The sequence below is a fragment of the Marichromatium gracile genome (assembly GCF_004343155.1).
Lineage (GTDB): Bacteria > Pseudomonadota > Gammaproteobacteria > Chromatiales > Chromatiaceae > Marichromatium > Marichromatium gracile.
Genome location: NZ_SMDC01000008.1, coordinates 42737 through 61933, shown reverse-complemented (window position 1 = coordinate 61933; position 19197 = coordinate 42737). Strand labels below are relative to the sequence as shown.

The following is a 19197-nucleotide window of genomic DNA, read 5'->3' as shown; positions in this document are numbered from 1 at the left end:
CCTCAGTCGATTCCGTCGCCGAGTCGCGACCAGGCGATCGGCAGGCCGTCGCGGGCACCGTCCCAGTGCATCCAGATGCCGAACGCCTTGCCGACCAGATTCTCCTCCGGGACGAAGCCCCAGCAGCGACTGTCGTTGCTGTTGTCGCGATTGTCACCCATCACGAAGTACTGCCCCTCCGGCACCTTGACCGAACCGAAGGCGAGCACCCGGCAGCCGGGCGGCAGATCGGGGGCGCGCGAACGGGTAAGGATGCTGTGCTCGACCCCGTCGAGGCTCTCGAGGGCCTCGCGCGCGCCGGTCATCTCTCGCCCGGAGCCGACACCAGTGTAGCGCCCGATCGGCAGCTGGGCCACCGGCTCGCCGTTGAGATAGACGGTCTTGCCGCGATAGCCGATGACGTCGCCGGGCAGCCCGATCACCCGCTTGATGTAGTCGGTCGAGGGGTCGAGCGGGAAGCGGAACACCACCACGTCGCCACGCTCGGGCTCGCCGATGTCGACGAACTTGGCGTTGAGCACCGGCAGACGCAGCCCGTAGGCGTACTTGTTGACCAGGATGAAGTCACCGGTGAGCAGGGTCGGCATCATCGAGTTCGAGGGGATGCGGAAGGGCTCGACCACGAACGAGCGCAGGATCAGCACCGCGAAGATCACCGGGAAGAAGGCGCGCGCATACTCCACCACCACCGGCTCCTTGACCGGGGCGCCACCGGCGGCGGCACGGCGACGCGGGGCAAGCCAGCGCGCGTCGAGCAGCCAGATCGCGCCGGTCACCACGGAGGCCAGCACCAGGAAGGCGGGAAAGTCGAAGTTGGTCATTGCGTCTGCAGGGTCTCTTGGTCCTTAGGGGATGGTCCGTGCCCCGGGGGGCGACAGGCGACGGCGGGCGCGTCCACCCGAACGGGCGAGCGGCGAGTGACGGGCGCCGGGGCCGCGCGCACCGGGCGCGCGGCCGGCGGGCTCAATTATCCTTGCCGACCTGGAGCACGGCAAGGAAGGCCTCCTGCGGGATCTCGACCTTGCCGACCTGCTTCATGCGCCGCTTGCCGGCCTTCTGCTTCTCGAGCAGCTTGCGCTTGCGGGTGGCGTCACCGCCGTAGCACTTGGCGGTGACGTTCTTGCGCAGCGCCTTGACCGTGGTGCGAGCGATGATCTTGGTGCCGATAGCCGCCTGGATGGCGACCTCGAACATCTGCCGCGGAATCAGCTCCTTCATCCGCTCGGTGACCTCGCGCCCACGCGACTGCGACTGCGCGCGATGGACGATCGAGGACAGCGAGTCGACCTTGTCGCCGTTGATCAACACATCGAGCTTGATCAGGTCGGCGGCCTCGAAGCGCTTGAACTCGTACTCGAAGGAGGCAAAGCCACGGCTGACCGACTTCAGCCGGTCGAAGAAGTCGAGCACCACCTCGCTCAGCGGCAGGTCGTAGGTGACCTGCACCTGGCCGCCGAGATACTGCAGGTTCTTCTGTACCCCGCGCTTCTCGATACAGAGGGTGATGACCGCGCCGAGATAGTCCTGCGGGACGAGGATGTGGGCCTCGATGATCGGCTCGCGGACCTCGGCGATCTGGTTCGGCTCGGGCAGATTGGCGGGGTTGTCGACCTTGATCAGCTCGCCGTCGTTGCGCAGCACCTCGTAGACCACGGTGGGCGCGGTGGTGATGAGGTCGAGGTCGTATTCGCGCTCGAGCCGCTCCTGGATGATCTCCATGTGGAGCATGCCGAGGAAGCCGCAGCGGAAGCCGAAGCCGAGCGCCTGGGAGACCTCGGGCTCGTAGTAGAGCGCGGCGTCGTTGAGGCGCAGCTTGCCGAGCGCCTCGCGCAGGTCCTCGTAGTCGTCGGTGACCACGGTATAGAGCCCGGCGAAGACGCGCGGGCGCATCTCCTTGAAGCCCGGCAGCTTGGCACCGGGGTTGTCGGGATGGGTGATGGTGTCGCCCACCGGCGCGCCGTCGATCTCCTTGATGCCGGCGATGAGGAAGCCGACCTCGCCGGTGGAGAGACACTCGCGGTCGGTCTTCTTCGGGGTGAAGACGCCGACCGCATCGACCTGATGGGTGCGCCCGGTGGACAGCATCTGGATCTTGTCGCGACGACGGATCTCGCCGTTGACCACCCGCACCAGCGAGACCACGCCGACGTAAGGGTCGAACCAGGAGTCGATGATCAGCGCCTGCAACGGCGCCTCGCGGTCGCCTTCGGGCGGCGGGATGCGCTCGACCAGCGCCTCGAGGAGATCGGGGATGCCGAGACCGGTCTTGGCGCTCACCCGCAGCGCGTCGGTCGCCTCCAGGCCGATGATCTCCTCGATCTCGCCGATCACCCGCTCGGGCTCGGCCGAGGGCAGGTCGATCTTGTTGAGCACCGGCAGCACCTCGAGCCCCTGGTCGATCGCGGTGTAGCAGTTGGCCACGCTCTGCGCCTCGACGCCCTGGGCGGCATCGACCACCAGCAGCGCGCCCTCGCAGGCGGCGAGCGAACGCGACACCTCGTAGGAGAAGTCGACGTGACCGGGGGTGTCGATGAAGTTGAGCTGGTAGGTCTCGCCGTCGCGCGCCTGATAGTTCAGGGTGACGCTCTGCGCCTTGATGGTGATGCCGCGCTCGCGCTCGAGGTCCATGGAGTCGAGCACCTGGCTCGACATCTCGCGATCGGTCAGGGCTCCGCTGACCTGGATGAAGCGGTCGGCGATGGTCGACTTGCCGTGATCGATATGGGCGATGATCGAGAAGTTACGGATGTGGGAGAGATCGGTCATCGGGATTGCGTGTGCGCCCAGCGGCTGATGAATGCGAGTGATCGCGATGCCGCCCGGTTGAGGGCGCGGCATCGCGACAGATAGCCGCTCATCTTACCAGAGGCGCGGGGGACGGCGCATCAGGCAGCGGCCAGCGGCCAGCGGCCAGCGGCCAGCGGCCAGCGAAGAGGATAGCCGCGCTGGCCGGGGCCGATGCCCGGATCATTCGGGGTCGGGCATGCGGATGGCGAAGAACATCCGCCCGTCGCTGCGTTGCACCAGCACCGCCACCGAGCGCCCCGGCTCGATCCCGGCGAGGATCTGCTCGAAATCGGCGGGGTCGGCGACCGGCTGGCCGTCGAGCATCAGGATGAGGTCGCCGGCGCGCAGCCCGGCGCGCTCGGCCGGGCCGGGTTCGAGGGCCTCGACCATCACCCCGCCCTGCTCGACGCCGAAGTGCTCGCGCTGCTCCGGGGCGATGGCGCGCACCACCAGGCCGATACGGTTGGCCGGGGTCTCATCGAGCGCCGGCGGCGCGGCGAAGGCGTCCTCCTCGGGCAGCTCGGCGATGGTGACCGAGAGGCTGATCCGCTCGCCACGACGCAGCACCCTGAGTTCGGCCTGCTCACCGATCGGCGTCACCCCGACCAGCGGCGGCAAGGCGCTGGAGGTGAGCACGTCCTTGCCGTCGAAGGCGAGGATCACGTCGCCCGGGCGCAACCCGGCCGCCGCCGCCGGGCTGTCGGCCAACACCTCGGCGACCAGCGCGCCGCGCGGCTGCTTGAGGCCGAAGCTCGCGGCCAGTTCGCGGGTGACGTCCTGGATCATCACCCCGAGCCAGCCACGGGTCACGCGCCCCTTGGTCTTGAGCTGTTCGATCACATCCATGGCGACATCGATCGGGATCGCGAACGACAACCCCATGAAACCGCCGGTGCGGCTGTAGATCTGGCTGTTGATGCCGACCACGCGGCCATCGAGATCGAACAGCGGCCCCCCTGAGTTACCGGGATTGATGGCGACATCGGTCTGGATGAAGGGGACATAGTTCTCCGAGGGCAGGTTACGCCCCTTGGCGCTGACGATACCGGCGGTGGCCGAGGACTCGAAGCCGAAGGGCGAGCCGATCGCCAGCACCCATTCACCGACCTGGAGATCCTTGGAGGAACCGATGCGCACCGCCGGCAGGCCCTCGGCGTCGACCTTGAGCAGCGCGATATCGCTGCGCTTGTCGGTGCCGACCAGATCGGCGACGAACTCGCGCCGATCGCTGGTACGCACCACGATCTCGTCGGCGCCCTCGACGACGTGCGAGTTGGTCATCACGAAGCCGTCGGAGGAGACGATGAAGCCGGAGCCGAGCGAGCGCGACTCGATGTCGTCGGGCAGCTCGCCCTCCTCGCCGAAGAAGCGATCGAAGAAGTCGCGCAGCGGCCCCTCGTCGGGCAGGTCGGGGATGGTGAAGCCGTGCATCTCGGAGACCGAGGACGTGTGCTGCTTGGTGCTGATGTTGACCACCGAGGGGCCGTTCTCGGCAACCAGGCTGGCGAAGTCCGGCAGGGTACGCCCGACGGCCATCCCCGGCGCCAGGGCGCAGCAGAGCAAGGTGGTCAGAGCGAGCGAGAGACGGGGTTTCGAGCGCATGGTTGCTCCTCAATGATTCATCGGCGCGGCCGGGGCCGCTTGGCTGGCGGGTTCGCGGGCGCCTGGAGCGACGGGCGCAATCAGCCGTCAGGGCTCGAGCAAGGTCACCCGCAGCGGCTCGGCGCCGAGACGACGGATCACCTCCGGCTGGCGTGATGGATCCCGGGCCAGGGCACGACTGTAGCCGCGAAGCCACACCAGTGCGAGAGTAAGACCCAAACCGGCCCCGAGCAACCCCAGCGGATCGGACGCGGCGCCACCGAGTGCGTTTCCCGCCACGGCACCGAGCACCAGCCCCAGGGTCGGCGCCAGATAGGCCGCGAGCGAGAGCCGAAGCACGCCCTGAGCCGAGATCGCCAGGACCACCTCGTCGCCGACCTCGACCCCGATCCGATCACGTGCGCGGACCTCGGCGGCGCGCCGCGAGAACAGCCGCTCGAGCAACGATGTGCCACAGGCGCCACGCGCGGCACAACCGCCACAGACGCTGCGCCGCTGGGTCCGGACGCGAACGTGATCACCGTCGCGGGCGATCACCCGCCCCTGTTCTTCGATCATGGTTCAGTCCTCGGCGTGGCGGCGCACGCCCGCCACCGCCGCTTCCACGGTCGCGACCGGCACCTCGCCGACCGCGGTGATCTGATAACCGGCGCGCCAGGCCCCGGCGGCATGCACGGCACCGATGTTGGTCGCCCCCTCGAGCCCGGGGGTGGCCGTCCGTTCGACATAGATCGAGTAGGCCGAGAGCCGGTCGGTGAACAGGAAGTGCTCGAGCTCGCCGCCGTCGTCCTGTGGGATTCGGTGATGGGTCACCAGCTCGAACCCGGTGGGCTGATCGACGAACCGCCATTGCGGCGGCGGTTCGGTCACCGGCGCCTCGCGCACGCCCTGGGGCGCGGCCTCGGGCTCGGTGCCGTCGTCGGGGTGGAAGGTGACGGTGGCGAACATCAGCTGCTCGAGCGCCTGCTCGGAGCGGTCGATCAGATCGGATTTGAGCGGCAGCGCGGTCGCGCGGTCGATATGGAAGCGATAGCCGTATCTCAGCGCATCGCGCGGGATGATGCCGATCACCTCGGTATCGCGCCCGGCCACCCGCCCCCGCCCCAACCGTTCGACACGATAGTGTTCGCCGAGGCGCTCGGGGTCGATGCCGTTGGTGTCGATCAGGCCGCCACCGCCGCCGGCGCTCCGCACCGAGATGCCGTAGCCGTCACGCATGGTGCAGTTGACCCGCCGGGAGTCGCGCGAGAGCGCCCGCACCGGGCCGCTGAGCGCAACCAGACGCTCCTGGGTGTGACCGGCGGCGACACGATGGATCAGGTGCAGGGTCTCGAGCTGGTTGTCATGGAGATAGACCAGGGTGCCCTCGTAGCTGAGCGCGCGCAGCGCCTCGGACATCCGGTCGAGCAACTCGGCGACCGGCGCATCGGAGCGCATGCGCGCCTGCTCTCCCGACGCCCCGGCCAGGGGCGTGCTCAGACACAGCAGGAGCAGGCAGACCCGACCGGTCGACCGGGGACTAGCGAGGCGATTCATAACCGACGAAGGTCGCATAAGGCAGCATGCCCTTGGCCCCGCTGGCGGAGGCCGTGTCTTGATGAGTGACCAGGAACAGATCGAGCTTGTTGGCGAGATCCGGGCGATCGATGCCCCAGCGCCCGTCGCCGACGGTGACCACCGCAGGCGGCGGTGCCTGATGCTGCGCCGTGGCCGGGAAGCCGCCCTCGAGCCGGTCGCCGCCCTGGAGAAACAGCGGCGGCACCGCGAACACCGCGACGAAGGCCGCGGCGGCGGCCAGCGCCATCCCCGCTGCCGGCGCCAGCGCGCGGCGCGGCTGGAAGCGATGGCGCTGATGGAACACCAGGGCGTCGGCCACCACCTGCTCACGCACCGCATCGGCCACCCCGGCGCACGACGGATCGAGTCGCTCGCCGCGGATGGCGTGACCGATCATCTGGTAGCGCGCCCAGGTCTGGCGCAACGCGTCATCGTGCGCCAGCGTGTCGAGCAGGCGCCCGGCGCTGGCGGAGTCGAGTTCGCCGTCTTGGAGTTCGGAAAGTCGTTGTCTTAGCTCGGTCATTGGTTCACGCCTGCGCTGGGTTCTGTCGCTGTCTCGGCCTTGCACCCGAGGTTCACGCGTCATCGCGCGAGCCGAGCGCTGGGCCACCCAAGGCCCGAACGGACATGCCGCACGGGCGGTTGACGCCCATATTCAGGGCTTGAGCAACGGACGCAATCGCTTGTCGATCGCGTCACGCGCCCGAAAGATGCGCGAGCGCACGGTGCCGATCGGGCACTCCATGGCATTGGCGATCTCCTCATAGCTCATGCCCTCGAACTCCCGCAGCATAATCGCCGTGCGCAGGTCATCGGGCAGGTCGTCGAGCGCGGCCTGGACCGTGCGCGCGATCTCGTCGCCGAGCAGCTCACGCTCGGGCGTGGCGCCATCGCGCAACCGCCCGCCGCCCTCCATCTGCTCGGCCACCTCGGCCTCGACATCGCCACCCGGCGGGCGCCGCCCCTGGGCGACGAGATGATTCTTGACGGTGTTGACGGCGATCCGGTAGAGCCAGGTGTAGAAGGCGCTCTCTCCGCGAAACCCCGGCAAGGCGCGATAGGCCTTGAGGAAGGACTCCTGGGCGACATCCATCACCTCCGCCGGGTCGCGCAGATAGCGCGAGATCAGGTTGGAGATCTTCTGCTGGTACTTCAGCACCAAGAGGTCGAAGGCGCGTTTGTCACCGGCCTGGGCGCGCTCGACCAGCTCCTGATCGGCCTGACGCTCAGACATGGGTCACGACCGCCGGTCCCCCGACCATCGGCTCCGTTGGCATGGACAGCTCCCCGGTTAGGAAGTTCTTCGGACAGGGCCGCAAAAATCCGACCCCGACCGTGCGAATCAAAGCATGCAATCCTGACCGGAATCGCTCGAAGCGGCAAGTCCGTGCAACGCTCACGGCCCCATCGATCGGTCGCCGCCATCGTCACGACACGGCAGTGGCACGGCGTGCGGACTGGATTTCCCGACCCCGGCGGCATAAAAATGAAGGCTGCCCCGCGCCGCAGCGTGGAGACGACTCCGGCCCCGAGCACAACCCGAGACCGGCGTTGAACCATCCCTGTTCCCTATTGCAGCGAGTCCCGACCATGCCAGCAACCGTTCATCGTCATGACGTCCTCATCCTCGGCAGTGGTGCCGCGGGGCTCAGTCTCGCGCTGCGACTCGATCCCGATCTCTCGGTCGCGGTGGTCTCCAAGCGCGAGCTGGTCGAGGGCAGCACCCTCTACGCCCAGGGCGGCATCTCGGCGGTGCTCGACGAGCACGATTCGATCGAGTCGCACGTCCAGGACACCCTCAAGGCCGGCGCCCATCTGTGCGATCGCGAGATGGTGCGAATGGTCGTCGAGCGCGGCCCCGACAACATCCGCTGGCTGCTCGACCAGGGTGTCGAGTTCACCCGCGACGAGGCCTATCAGAGCACCGGCGGCTACCACCTCACCCGCGAGGGCGGGCACTCGCACCGGCGCGTGGTCCACGCCGCCGACGCCACCGGGCGCGCGGTGGCGACCACGCTCGAGGCGCAGGTGCGCGAGCGCGCCAACGTCTCGCTCTACGAGCAGCACATCGCCGTCGACCTGATCACCACCAAACACCTGCCGGGCAGCCGCGATCATCGCTGTCTCGGCGCCTACATCCTCGATCTCGGCAACGGCCAGGTCGAGACCTTCATGGCCCGTTTCGTGGTGCTCGCCACCGGCGGGGCCAACAAGGTCTATCTCTACACCAGCAACCCCGACGTCTCCACCGGCGACGGCATCGCCATGGCCTGGCGCGCCGGGTGTCGGGTGGCGAACATGGAGTTCATGCAGTTCCACCCGACCTGTCTCTATCACCCCGAGGCGCGTTCCTACCTGATCACCGAGGCGCTGCGTGGCGAGGGCGCACGGCTGCTGCTGCCCGACGGCGAGCGCTTCATGCCGCGCTTCGACGAGCGCGCCGAACTCGCCCCGCGCGATATCGTCGCGCGCGCCATCGACCACGAGATGAAGCGTCTCGGCGCGCCCTGCGTCTATCTCGACATCTCCCACCGCCCGGCCGAGTTCATCATCGAGCACTTCCCGACCATCCACGCCCGCTGTCTCGAACTGGGGATCGACATCACCCGCGAGCCCATCCCGGTGGTGCCGGCGGCGCACTACACCTGCGGCGGGGTGATGGTCGACAGTCACGCCCGCACCGATCTGCCCGGGCTCTATGCCAGCGGCGAGACCGCCTACACCGGGCTGCACGGGGCCAACCGCATGGCCAGCAACTCGCTGCTCGAATGCCTGGTCTACTCCGAGCGCGCTGCCGAGGACATCGCCCGCCTGGCACCCAAGGTCGAGTTCGCTCCCGACGCGCCGGAGTGGGACGAGAGCCGGGTGACCGAGCCCGACGAGGAGGTGGTGGTCACCCACAACTGGGAGGAGCTGCGCCGCTTCATGTGGGACTATGTCGGCATCGTGCGCACCACCAAGCGGCTGCGTCGCGCCAAGCGCCGCGCCGACCTGCTCGCCCACGAGGTGATCGAGTACTATGCCAACTTCCGGGTGAGCAACGACCTCATCGAGCTGCGCAACCTGCTCGAGGTCTCCGACCTGATCATCCAGTCGGCGCTGCGCCGGCGCGAGAGCCGCGGGCTGCACTACACCCTCGACTTCCCGCGCCGCGACGCCTCGCAGCGCACCCCCACCATCCTCATCCCCGACCGCTACGTGCCGCGCGCCCGTCACTGAAGGATCCGGCGGGCAACACGCCGACCACAGCCGCAAGGGGTCGACCCGAATGCGCCTCGAATCACAGCGAGGCGCACCCATCGCCCCATATAATTAGGGAGTTAAGCCCACCACCCAGCACCAGGTCGGCACCCTCGCACGCGGTATGCCGACCGCGGCGTATCCTGCCCACCGCCCGGAGTCCAGCGCGCATGTCATCCCCGCACTCAGCCGCTCCCCGCCATCGCATCCGCGCGCCGCGCGGCATGACCGATGGCGAGCGTGGCGATCGAGCAGCAAGCACGCACCGCCTCGGGTGGCGAGCGCGATGAGCTGGACGCCGCGCCCGGCCTCATCGCTGCGTCATCTGCTGCCGCTGTTCGCACTGATCCTGGTGTTGCTGATCGGCGCCTTCTCGGTGCTGCTGTGGTGGATCCAGGAACAACGACTGCGCGAGATCGTCGCCGCCGACATCGACGAGATCGCGACCGTCTTCAACGCCGTCCTCGACGACCAGAGCGACTGGCTCGACGCCCTCGCCACCTCGGTGGCGATGGACACGACCACCCGCGAGGCGCTCGCCGCGCGTGATCCCGAGCGTCTCGATCGGCGCTGGCGTGCCCTGTTCGAGCGTCTGCGCATACGCAATGGACTCACCCACTTCTACTTCATCGGCGTCGATCGGCGCACCCTGCTGCGATTGCACGCCCCCGAACGGGTCGGCGACCGGATCGACCGCTTCACCGCGCGCCAGGCCGAACGCGACGACAGCGACGCTCAAGGGCTCGAACTCGGCCCGCTCGGCACCTTCACCCTGAGGGCGATCACGCCGATCCACGATCGCGGACGCCGCATCGGCTATGTAGAGGTCGGCAAGGAGATCGAGGACATCCTCGCGGCACTGCACACCCCCACCGAGACCCGGCTGGCGGTGATCATCCGCAAGCAGCTGCTCGATCGCGCGCCCTGGGAGCAGGGCATGCGGCTGCTCGGACGCGAGGGCGACTGGGAGCGCCTGACCAACAGCGTCATCACCTACAGCTCACCGGGTGGCATCCCCGCTGGCCTGGATCACGCCATCGAGCAGATCGACCGCCCCGGTCACACGCAGCACGACCCCGGTCGCGAGCTGATGGTCGACGACACCCGCTGGCGGCTGTCGCTGCTGCCGCTGGACGATGTCGCCGGCCGACACGTCGGCGACCTGCTGCTGGCCCACGACCTCACCAGCGAGGCCAGCGCCTTCAGCCATCACATCCGTACCTGGGGACTGGTCACCATGTTGCTGCTGAGCGCGGCACTGAGCGCCAGCGGGCTGCTGGTGCGGGGGGCCAGGCGGCTGATCCGCCGCCAGCAGGCCGAACTGGTCGAGCACCAGGGACTGCTCGCCGCCACCCTGCGCTCACTCGGCGAGGGGGTGATCAGTACCGATGCCGACAAGCGCATCATCGACATCAATCAGACCGGCGAGCAGCTCACCGGCTGGATGGCCACCGAGGCACGCGGACGCCCGCTCGGCGACGTGCTGCTGCTGGTCGACCCCGAGACCCGCGACCCCATCCCGCTGCCCAGCACCGCCACGGTCGAGCGCGCCACCGAGCAGGCGCTGCTGATCACGCGCAGCGGCAACGGTCGTCCGGTGGTCACCAGCAGCGCTCCCATCCGCAACGATCAGGGCCACACCCTGGGCGCGGTGATCGTGTTCCGCGACATGAGCGAGGCACAACGCATCCGGCACGAGCTCGAACTCAGTCGCGAACGCTACATGCTGGCGATCGACTGCAGCAGCGACGGCATCTGGGACTGGGACCTGCGCAACAATCAGGTCTTCATCTCCCCGCGCTGGAAGGAGCAGATCGGCTTTGCCGATGACGAGCTCGACAACGCATTCGAGAGCTTCGAGACACGACTCCACCCCGAAGACAGGCGCCGGATCCTCAATCAGCTCGCCAACTATCTGCAGCAGCCGCAGGACTCTTACGCCCTCGAGTTCCGGCTCAGACACAAGAACGGCAGCTATCGCTGGATCCTCTCGCGCGGACGGGCGCTGTGCAACGCCCAGGGCGAGCCGTATCGAATGAGCGGCTCGCACACCGACATCAGCGCCCGCAAGGAGGCCGAGCGGACCATGGCGATGCTCTCGGCCGCGGTCGAGCACAGCGACGACCTGGTCGCCATTCGCGACCCGGAGCTGCGCGTGATCGCCGCCAACCCGGCCTTCGCCCAGGCCGTCGGCGTGGACTCCACCGGGCATCTGGTCGGGCGCACCGATGCCGAGCTGCTCGGCATCGCCCCCGACGAGGAGCCGGCGCGCTCACTCATGGCCGACGAGCGCCGCGCCCAGTTCCTCCCCGCGGGCGAGCACATCGTGCGCGAGCACGATGCCCGGCTCGCCAGCGGCGAGACCCGTACCCTGCTGACCAAGAAGTACCCGATCTACGACCACGACCAGCGACTGATCGGCACCGGCACGCTGTCGATCGATATCAGCGCCCGCAAGCGCACCGAGGATGCATTGCGCGAGACCAACGCGGCGCTCAAGGCAGCGATCGAACGCGCCAACGCCATGGCCAACCGCGCCAAGATGGCCAGCCGCGCCAAGAGCCGCTTCCTGTCGAACATGAGCCACGAGATCCGCACCCCGATGAACGGGGTCATCGGCATGCTCGGACTGCTGCGCGAGAGCCCGCTCAACGCCGATCAGCAGCGCTATCTCGAGATCGCCCAGCACAGCGGCGAGGGGCTGCTCAAGATCATCAACGACATCCTCGACTTCTCCAAGGTCGAGGCCGGCAAGCTCGAGCTCGAACGCATCGACTTCGACTTCGGCGAACTGCTCGACGACTTTGTCGCGACCATGGCGCTGCACGCCCACGAGAAGGCGTTGGAGCTGACCTGCACGGCGGCGCCGGATATCCCCACGGCGCTGCGCGGCGACCCCGGGCGTGTGTTGCAGATCCTCACCAACCTGGTCGGCAACGCGATCAAGTTCACCGAGCATGGCGAGGTCGCGGTACGCGCCACGCTGCTCGGATGCGATGCGCACCAGGTCAGAGTGCGCCTGGCGGTCCGTGACACCGGTATCGGCATCCCGCACGACAAGCGCAAGCGGCTGTTCCACGGCTTCTCCCAGGTCGATCCGTCGAACACCCGCCGCTACGGCGGCACCGGACTGGGGCTGGCGATCACCAAGCAACTGGTCGAGCTGATGGGCGGCGAGCTCGGCCTCGAGAGCACCTTCGGGCAGGGCTCGATCTTCTGGTGTGACCTGCCCCTGGCGCGCCAGCAGGGGCCGGAGGCGGAGCGCCACCCACCGCAGCCCTCGGCGCGGCTGCGCGACACACGGGTGCTGGTGGTCGACGACAACCGCCACACCCGTGAGTTGATCGCCGCACAGCTCGGCGACTGGGGGCTGGCCAGCGCCGCGGCCGGCGACGGCGACCAGGCGCTGACACAACTCCACCAGGGTGTCGCTCAGGAGCGCCCCTTCGCCATTGCACTCATCGACGTGAACATGCCGGACATGGACGGTATCGCCCTGGGCGAGGCGATCAGGGCCAAGCCGGCGCTGGCCGGAACCGCACTGGTGATGATGACCGCGCTCGGCATCGCCCGCGAGACCGAGCGCTGTACCCGTCATGCCCTCGGCCTTCAGCTGACCAAGCCGGTGCGCCAGCGCGAGTTGCTCGACACGCTGGAGCAGACACTGAGCCGCCCCGCAGATCAGCCACGCCCAGCCGCATCGCCCGCCCGCCGCGAGCGCCATCCGGCGCGACTGTTGCTTGCCGACGACAATCTCACCAACCAGCAGGTGGCACTCGGCATCCTCGGTCACCTCGGCTTCGACGCCGACTGCGTGAGCGACGGTCGCCAGGTCCTCGAGGCGCTCGCCGCGCGTCACTACGACCTGCTGCTGCTCGATGTACAGATGCCGCTGCTCGACGGACTCGAGACCACCAGGCACATTCGCGACCCGGCGCAGGGCTTGCTCAACCGCGACATCCCGATCATCGCCATGACTGCGCATGCGCTCGAAGAGGATCGGGAGCGCTGCCTGCAAGCCGGCATGAACGACTACCTGGCCAAGCCGATCGACCGCAAGGCGCTGGCCGCAGCACTCGAGCGCTGGCTGCCGCGGCAGGCGCTCGCCCCCCCCGGGGCCCCTCCGGTCCTCGACACACCGGCGCTGATGGAGGGGCTGATGGCCGACCGCGCGCTCATCCATCAGGTGATCGAGACCTTCCTCGACGACATCCCCAGACAGCTCGCCTCGCTCGGCCGGCAGCAGCAACGGCGCGATCTCGCCGCCTGCGCCCATCACGCCCAGCACATCGAGAGCGCAGCGGCCAGCCTCGGCGCCAGACAGCTGGCCGAGGCGGCCGCCGAACTCGAGACGGCCTGTCGCTGCGCCAGCGACCCCGCAACGTTCGCCGCATCGCTCGGCGCCGTCGAGACGGCCTTCACCGATCTCCGCGCAGCCCTGACCCGACTCCAAGACACCCTGCTCCAGGAGCATCATCATGTCAGTTGACCCACTTGCGCCTCGCCGTCAGGAGGTCGCGCTGCCACAGGGCCTCGACCAGGCCAGCCGGGACCCGATGCCGCCCTGGAGTCGCGAGCTCTGGACACGAACCTTCGACGCCCTGCCCGACATGATCGCGCTGATCGACCATCAGCGACGTATCCTGCGCGTCAACCGCGCCATGGCCGAACAGCTCGGCTGTACCCCCGAGTCGCTGATCGGTCGCCCCTGCTACGCGGTGGTCCACGACACCGACGCCCCGCCACACGCCTGCCCGCTCAGCCGCACCGAGCAAAGCGGCGAGAGCGCCACCGCCGAACTCTACGAGCCGCGGCTGGGCGGTCATCTCAGCATCACCACCACGCCGCTACACGACGCCGACGGCGAGCTGGTCGGCTATGTCCATGTCGCCCACAACGTCACCGATCGTCAGCTGGTGCGCGAGCAGCTCTATCTCCGCCTCGAGTGGCAGCGGCTGATCATGGACCTGTCGATGCGCTTTCTCACCACCCCGAGCGAGCAGCTCGAGGGGGCGATCCACGACGCCCTGGCCAAGGTCGGCACCTTCATCGGTGCCGATCGCGCCTGTCTCCATGAGCGCGCCCCGGGGGGCGACGAGCCAAGGCGCATCGCCGCCTGGTGCAACCTCGAAGAACGCTCCGCGACACCGACCATGCGCTGGCTCTCCTGGTCGATGATCGAGCCGCTGCTCTGCCAGCGTCACGACGGACCGCGCTTCCTGTTCACCACCCGCGAGGGCCTCGCCGCCGACGACCCGTTGCGCGCACAGCTCCAGGGCCACGGCATCCACACCCTGTTGCTGCTGCCGCTGCGCGACACCCGGGGCTGTCATGGGTTCATCGCCTTCTGCACGGCGCAACCCGACAAGCACTGGGCCGAGGCCGAGATCGACCTGCTGATCCTGCTCACCGAGCTGTTGCTCAACGCGCTGCGGCGCAAGAAACGCGAGGATGACCTGCGTCAGGCCCGCCTCCAGGCCGAGCAGGCCGCTCGCGTCAAGAGCGCCTTCCTGGCCAACATGAGCCACGAGATCCGCACCCCACTCAACGGCATCATGGGCATGAGCGACCTGCTGCTCGACACCCCGCTGACCTTCGAGCAGAAGCGCTATACCGAGATCCTGCGCGCCAGCGGCGAGAGCCTGCTGTCGCTGATCAACGGCGTGCTCGACCTGTCGAAGATCGAGGCCGGCAAGCTCGCGTTGCAGCACGAGCGCTTCGAACCGCGCCCCCTGATCGAGGACATCGCCGAGATGCTCGCCTTCCGCGCGCAGGAGAAGGGGCTGGAGCTGACCTATCACCTCGCCGAGCTCGAGCGGCACGCCTTCCGCGGCGACGCCGACCGGCTGCGCCAGGTGCTCATCAATCTCGTCGGCAACGCCATCAAGTTCACCGACCGCGGCGAGGTACGGATCCACGCCCGTCAGCTCGATGCCGCTGGCGCGATCCGCTTCGAGGTCGCAGACACCGGCATCGGCATCGCCGCCGAGGACCAGCAGGTCCTGTTCGAGGCCTTCACCCAGCGCGACACCTCGCACAGTCGACGTTATGGAGGTACCGGACTGGGACTGGCGATCTCGAAGCAACTGGTGGAGCTGATGGGCGGGCGCATCGGCGTCGACAGCACCCTCGGCGAGGGCGCCTGCTTCTGGTTCGAGCTACCGCTGGAGATCGACGACAGCGCACCGTCTCCGCCGTGCCCCGCGATCGGCGCGCGCCTGCTGATCGTCGACGATCATGCACCCAGTCGCCAGCTCGCCGGCGAGCTGCTCACCCGCTGCGGCTGCCGCCACAGCGCCGCCCATACCGCCGCACAGGCACTCGGTCTGCTGCGCCAGGCGCTACGCGCCGGCGACCCCTACCAGGCGGTGCTGATCGACCTCTCGCTGGCCGCCGAGAGCGACGGCTGCACGCTCGACGAACAGATCGGCGCCGACCCCCTGCTTGCCGATACCGCGCGCGCACTGATGGTGCCGCTCAGTCGTCACGACATCCCGAGCCGTCCCGACTGCCGCTTCGATCACTACTTCACCAAGCCCTTGCGCGCCGAGCACCTGCGCCAGGGACTCGAGCGGATGCTGCACGCCGACGAGACATCGCCGCCGATCCAGCCTCGCGCAGCCGTGCCGCCACGCCCGACGTCGCGCCGGATCCTGCTGGTCGAGGACAACCCCACCAATCAGGTCGTGGCCCGCGGCCTGCTCGCCAGGCTCGGTCATCCCGAGGTCGATCTCGCCCGTGACGGCCATGGCGCGCTCACGGCACTCGCCGGCGCGCACTACGACCTGGTGATCATGGACTGTCAGATGCCGGAGATGGACGGCTTCGAGACCGCCCGACGGATCCGCGACGGCGAGGCCGGGGCCGAGACCGCGCAGATCCCCATCGTGGCGATGACCGCGCTCGCCCAGGAGGGCGATCAGGCGCGCTGTCTGGCCGCCGGGATGAACGCCCATCTGCCCAAGCCGATCCAGCCGCAGACGCTCGCCGCAGTGCTCGAGGCGCAGTTCGCCGAGGCCCCGTCACCGCCCCCCGCAGCCGCCACCGAGGACGAGACGGAGGTGTTCGTCGCCGCCGAGCTGCTCGAACGGATGATGCACGATCGCGAGATCCTGCTGGAGGTCATCCCCCAGTTCCTCAGCGACCTGCCCGAACGCATCACCGAACTCGGTGCCGCACTCGATGCCGGCGACCTCAGTGAGGCGGCGTTCAAGGCGCACAGCATCAAGGGCATGGCCAGCAATCTGTCCGCCCCGGCCCTCGAGCAACAGGCGTTGAGACTCGAGCAACACGCGCGCGGCGATGCGCTGGAGCAGGCACGCGGGGCGTTCGCCGCGCTCGGCGAGGCCTTCGGCGTGCTCGCACAGACGCTCGAGACCTGGATGCAGGGACTCTAGCCCGTCGTCGAACGGGCGGCGAGCGCGGCCAGATAGCGCTCGCACTCGAGCGCAGACAGCGGTCTGGAGAAGAAGAAGCCCTGCGCCAGCCGACACCCGTTCACGCGCAGGAAGTCACGCTGGCGCGCCGTCTCCACCCCCTCGGCGAGGACATCGAGCGAGAGGCTCTCGGCCAGCGCGATGATCGCCTTGGTGATGGCCACGTCGCTGGCGTCCTCGGGCAGCTCGGAGACGAAGGAGCGGTCGATCTTGAGCTTGGTGAAGGGCAGGCGCTTGAGATAGCTCAGCGAGGAGTAGCCGGTGCCGAAGTCATCGAGCGCCACCTTGATACCGAGTGCGCGCAGCCGCTCGAGCTGGGGGATGACCTGATCGGAGGCGCGCATCATCACCGACTCGGTGACTTCGAGTTCGAGCTGCCCGGCGGCGAGTCCGCTCTCGCGCAGACTGCGCTGGATCAACTCGAGCAGCTCATGGTCGGCGAACTGCTTGGTCGAGAGATTGACGCACATCATCGTCTCCGCCGACAACAACCCGGCATCACGCCACTCGGCCATCTGCCGGCATGCCTCGGCCAGCACCCAGCGCCCGAGCGGCACGATCAATCCCGACTCCTCGGCCAGCGGGATGAACTTGCCCGGCGCCACCAGACCGAGTTCCGGGTGCTGCCAGCGCACCAGCGCCTCGAGCCCGTGCAGTCGCTCGCCATTGAGCTCGAGCTGCGGCTGGTAGTGCAGCACGAAGGACTCCTCGGCCAGCGCCTGGCGCAGACTGCCCTCGAGCAGCACCTGCTCGAAGGCGTGCGCGGTCAGCTCCTCGGTATAGAAGTCGAAGGTGCCGCCGCCCCCGGCCTTGGCGCGATAGAGCGCGGCATCGGCGTTGCGGATCAGGTCGTCGCCGCTGGCACCGTGTTCGGGGTAGCGACTGATGCCGATGCTCGCGCCGAGCACCAGATTGTGTCCCTGCAGTTCGAACGGCGTGGAGAAGGCGCCGATGATCCGCTGGGCGACGCCGATGACCTGATCGCTCCCCCGCAACCCGCGCAGGATCACGCCGAACTCGTCGCCGCCCATCCGCGCCAGGGTGTCGCCCGGCGCGAACAGCCCCCGCAACCGGTTGGCGACACGCTTGAGGATACGGTCGCCATCGCTGTGATCGAAGCTGTCGTTGATGTGCTTGAAGCGATCGAGATCGACGATCAGCACCGCCAGCTCGTCGCCCTGCACCCGGGACTGCTCGATGGCAAAGGTCAGACGCTCGGAGAACAGCGCGCGATTGGGCAGCCCGGTGAGCAGGTCATAACGGGTGAGCTGGGTATTGGCCTGATCGCTCGCCTCGAGCCTGGCGAGCAGGTGCAGTCGCTCGGTGATCTCGCGCGAGGCCTCGATGATGCCGACGATATGGCCGTCATCGTCGTAGAGCGGGCTGGCGGCGACCTCGAAGCTGCGCTCCCTGCCGTCCTTGTCGGTGCGGTGATGCACCACCTTGCACGGCGCCCTGGTGTCGAGGATGCGCTGCAGCGGACAGGGGTTGCGGGCATCGCCGCAGGGTTCATCCCTGCCCTGCCACAGCTGGTGGCATCTGAAGGCGTTCGGCGCCAGCCCGATGGTGCGCATCAGCTCACGCGCGCACTGATTCATCCGCAATACCTGGTAGTCGAGCCCGATCACCAGGATCGGTTCGTCGATCCCATCGATCACGTGCTGGAGGAAGGTCCGCTCCTCGCGCAACGCCCGGGCACGGGCCAGGGTCTGTACCGACATCCGATTGAACGCCCGCGCCAGCTCGTCGAGTTCGTCGTGCCCGTCGCAGGGCAGCGGTGCCACCTCGCGCTCCACGGCCAGGGCGTGAGCGGCATGCTCCAGCCGTGTCACCTTGTCGACCACGAAGCGCTGCAGCAGGATGCCGCCGGCGAGCAGCATCAACGGGAAGATCAGCAAGTGGTCGAGTACCGAGCTGAGCCAGGCCGCATCGGTCCGGCGCTCGACCGAGGCGCCCGGGATGCGCACGCTGAGGATGCCGCGCAGCTCGCCCGCGCGATAGCCGAATCCGCCCTGGTAGTGCTCGGCGATGGCGGGCGGGGCGGCGGCACGGTCACCGTGACAGCCGAGACAGGCCGGCTCGACCCAGATCGGCCGCGCATAGTGATAGATGCGCTGGCCATCGGCATCGTTGAGCGCGACCAGACGATCGGCGACCTCGGGCGAGCGCTCGAAGAAGCGGATCGCCTCGATCTCGTCGGCATCGGCCTGATGGGCCGGATTGCGCGCGCGCAGGCTCACGGTGCTGAAACGCAGCGCGCTCGGGACCTGTTCCTGAACCGCCTCGGCCAGACGGTCGATCGCCGGCGTGGGCAGGAAACCGGCTTGCCACGAGGGGTCGCCCGACGGGGTGAGGTAGTGGACCCGGTGGGCCGCCAGCAGCACCGTATGCAGGGTACGGGCATCGTCGCGCACCTGATCGAGCATGAACTGACGCAGCGTACGGTGGTGGTCGAACTGCAGGGCGAGAAAACCGATCAGGACCACGATACCGACCCCCAGCCACAGCTTGAACTGCAGTCGTGACAGGTGAATTCGGCTCATCTCGGTCTCTCAAGCATGGTCTTCTCGTTCTC

Annotated in this window: 11 protein-coding genes; 3 read left to right on the top strand and 8 right to left on the bottom strand. The window is 68.4% G+C overall.

Annotation, left to right across the window (positions count from 1 at the left end; genetic code table 11):
- Positions 1-2 precede the first annotated feature (2 nt).
- The 7 genes from lepB to rpoE all read right to left on the bottom strand — a co-directional run bounded on the left by lepB (position 3) and on the right by rpoE (position 7180).
- Positions 3-821 (bottom strand): signal peptidase I, encoded by an 819-nt coding sequence (gene lepB, locus EDC29_RS11960; protein ID WP_062275028.1) that lies wholly within the window; start codon positions 819-821, stop codon positions 3-5.
- Between the two features lie 142 nt (positions 822-963).
- Positions 964-2766, bottom strand: coding sequence for a translation elongation factor 4 (lepA, locus tag EDC29_RS11955; protein WP_123141031.1), 1803 nt, complete (start codon positions 2764-2766; stop codon positions 964-966).
- A gap of 201 nt (positions 2767-2967) precedes the next feature.
- Complete coding sequence (locus EDC29_RS11950; protein ID WP_123141032.1) at positions 2968-4389, bottom strand: DegQ family serine endoprotease; 1422 nt, start codon at positions 4387-4389, stop codon at positions 2968-2970.
- 87 nt (positions 4390-4476) lie between these two features.
- Entirely contained in the window at positions 4477-4947 is a 471-nt protein-coding gene (locus tag EDC29_RS11945; protein ID WP_123141033.1) for a SoxR reducing system RseC family protein, read from the bottom strand.
- A 3-nt stretch (positions 4948-4950) separates the two neighbouring features.
- The gene (locus tag EDC29_RS11940; protein ID WP_223806149.1) at positions 4951-5826 is read right to left on the bottom strand and encodes a MucB/RseB C-terminal domain-containing protein; all 876 of its coding nucleotides are present in this window, start codon (positions 5824-5826) and stop codon (positions 4951-4953) included.
- Positions 5827-5908: 82 nt separating this feature from the next.
- Positions 5909-6469, bottom strand: coding sequence for a sigma-E factor negative regulatory protein (locus EDC29_RS11935; RefSeq protein ID WP_165913505.1), 561 nt, complete (start codon positions 6467-6469; stop codon positions 5909-5911).
- Between the two features lie 132 nt (positions 6470-6601).
- Positions 6602-7180 carry an RNA polymerase sigma factor RpoE gene (rpoE, locus tag EDC29_RS11930; protein ID WP_062274792.1) on the bottom strand — a complete coding sequence of 193 codons (579 nt, stop codon included), beginning with the start codon at positions 7178-7180 and terminating at the stop codon, positions 6602-6604.
- Between the two features lie 356 nt (positions 7181-7536).
- Here rpoE and nadB point away from each other — a divergent pair, with 356 nt between their 5' ends.
- The 3 genes from nadB to EDC29_RS11915 all read left to right on the top strand — a co-directional run bounded on the left by nadB (position 7537) and on the right by EDC29_RS11915 (position 16583).
- Positions 7537-9165, top strand: a complete 1629-nt coding sequence (gene nadB / locus EDC29_RS11925) for an L-aspartate oxidase (RefSeq protein WP_123141036.1) — start codon at positions 7537-7539, stop codon at positions 9163-9165.
- A gap of 307 nt (positions 9166-9472) precedes the next feature.
- Positions 9473-13675: a response regulator gene (locus tag EDC29_RS11920; RefSeq protein ID WP_165913504.1), complete on the top strand. Its 4203-nt coding sequence runs from the start codon at positions 9473-9475 to the stop codon at positions 13673-13675.
- Positions 13665-16583, top strand: a complete 2919-nt coding sequence (locus EDC29_RS11915; protein WP_132230014.1) for a hybrid sensor histidine kinase/response regulator — start codon at positions 13665-13667, stop codon at positions 16581-16583. The genes EDC29_RS11920 and EDC29_RS11915 overlap by 11 nt, the downstream gene beginning before the upstream one ends.
- Here EDC29_RS11915 and EDC29_RS11910 read toward each other — a convergent pair.
- Positions 16580-19165, bottom strand: a complete 2586-nt coding sequence (locus EDC29_RS11910; RefSeq protein ID WP_132230013.1) for an EAL domain-containing protein — start codon at positions 19163-19165, stop codon at positions 16580-16582. The two genes, EDC29_RS11915 and EDC29_RS11910, sit on opposite strands and share 4 nt — an antisense overlap.
- Positions 19166-19197: the final 32 nt, after the last annotated feature.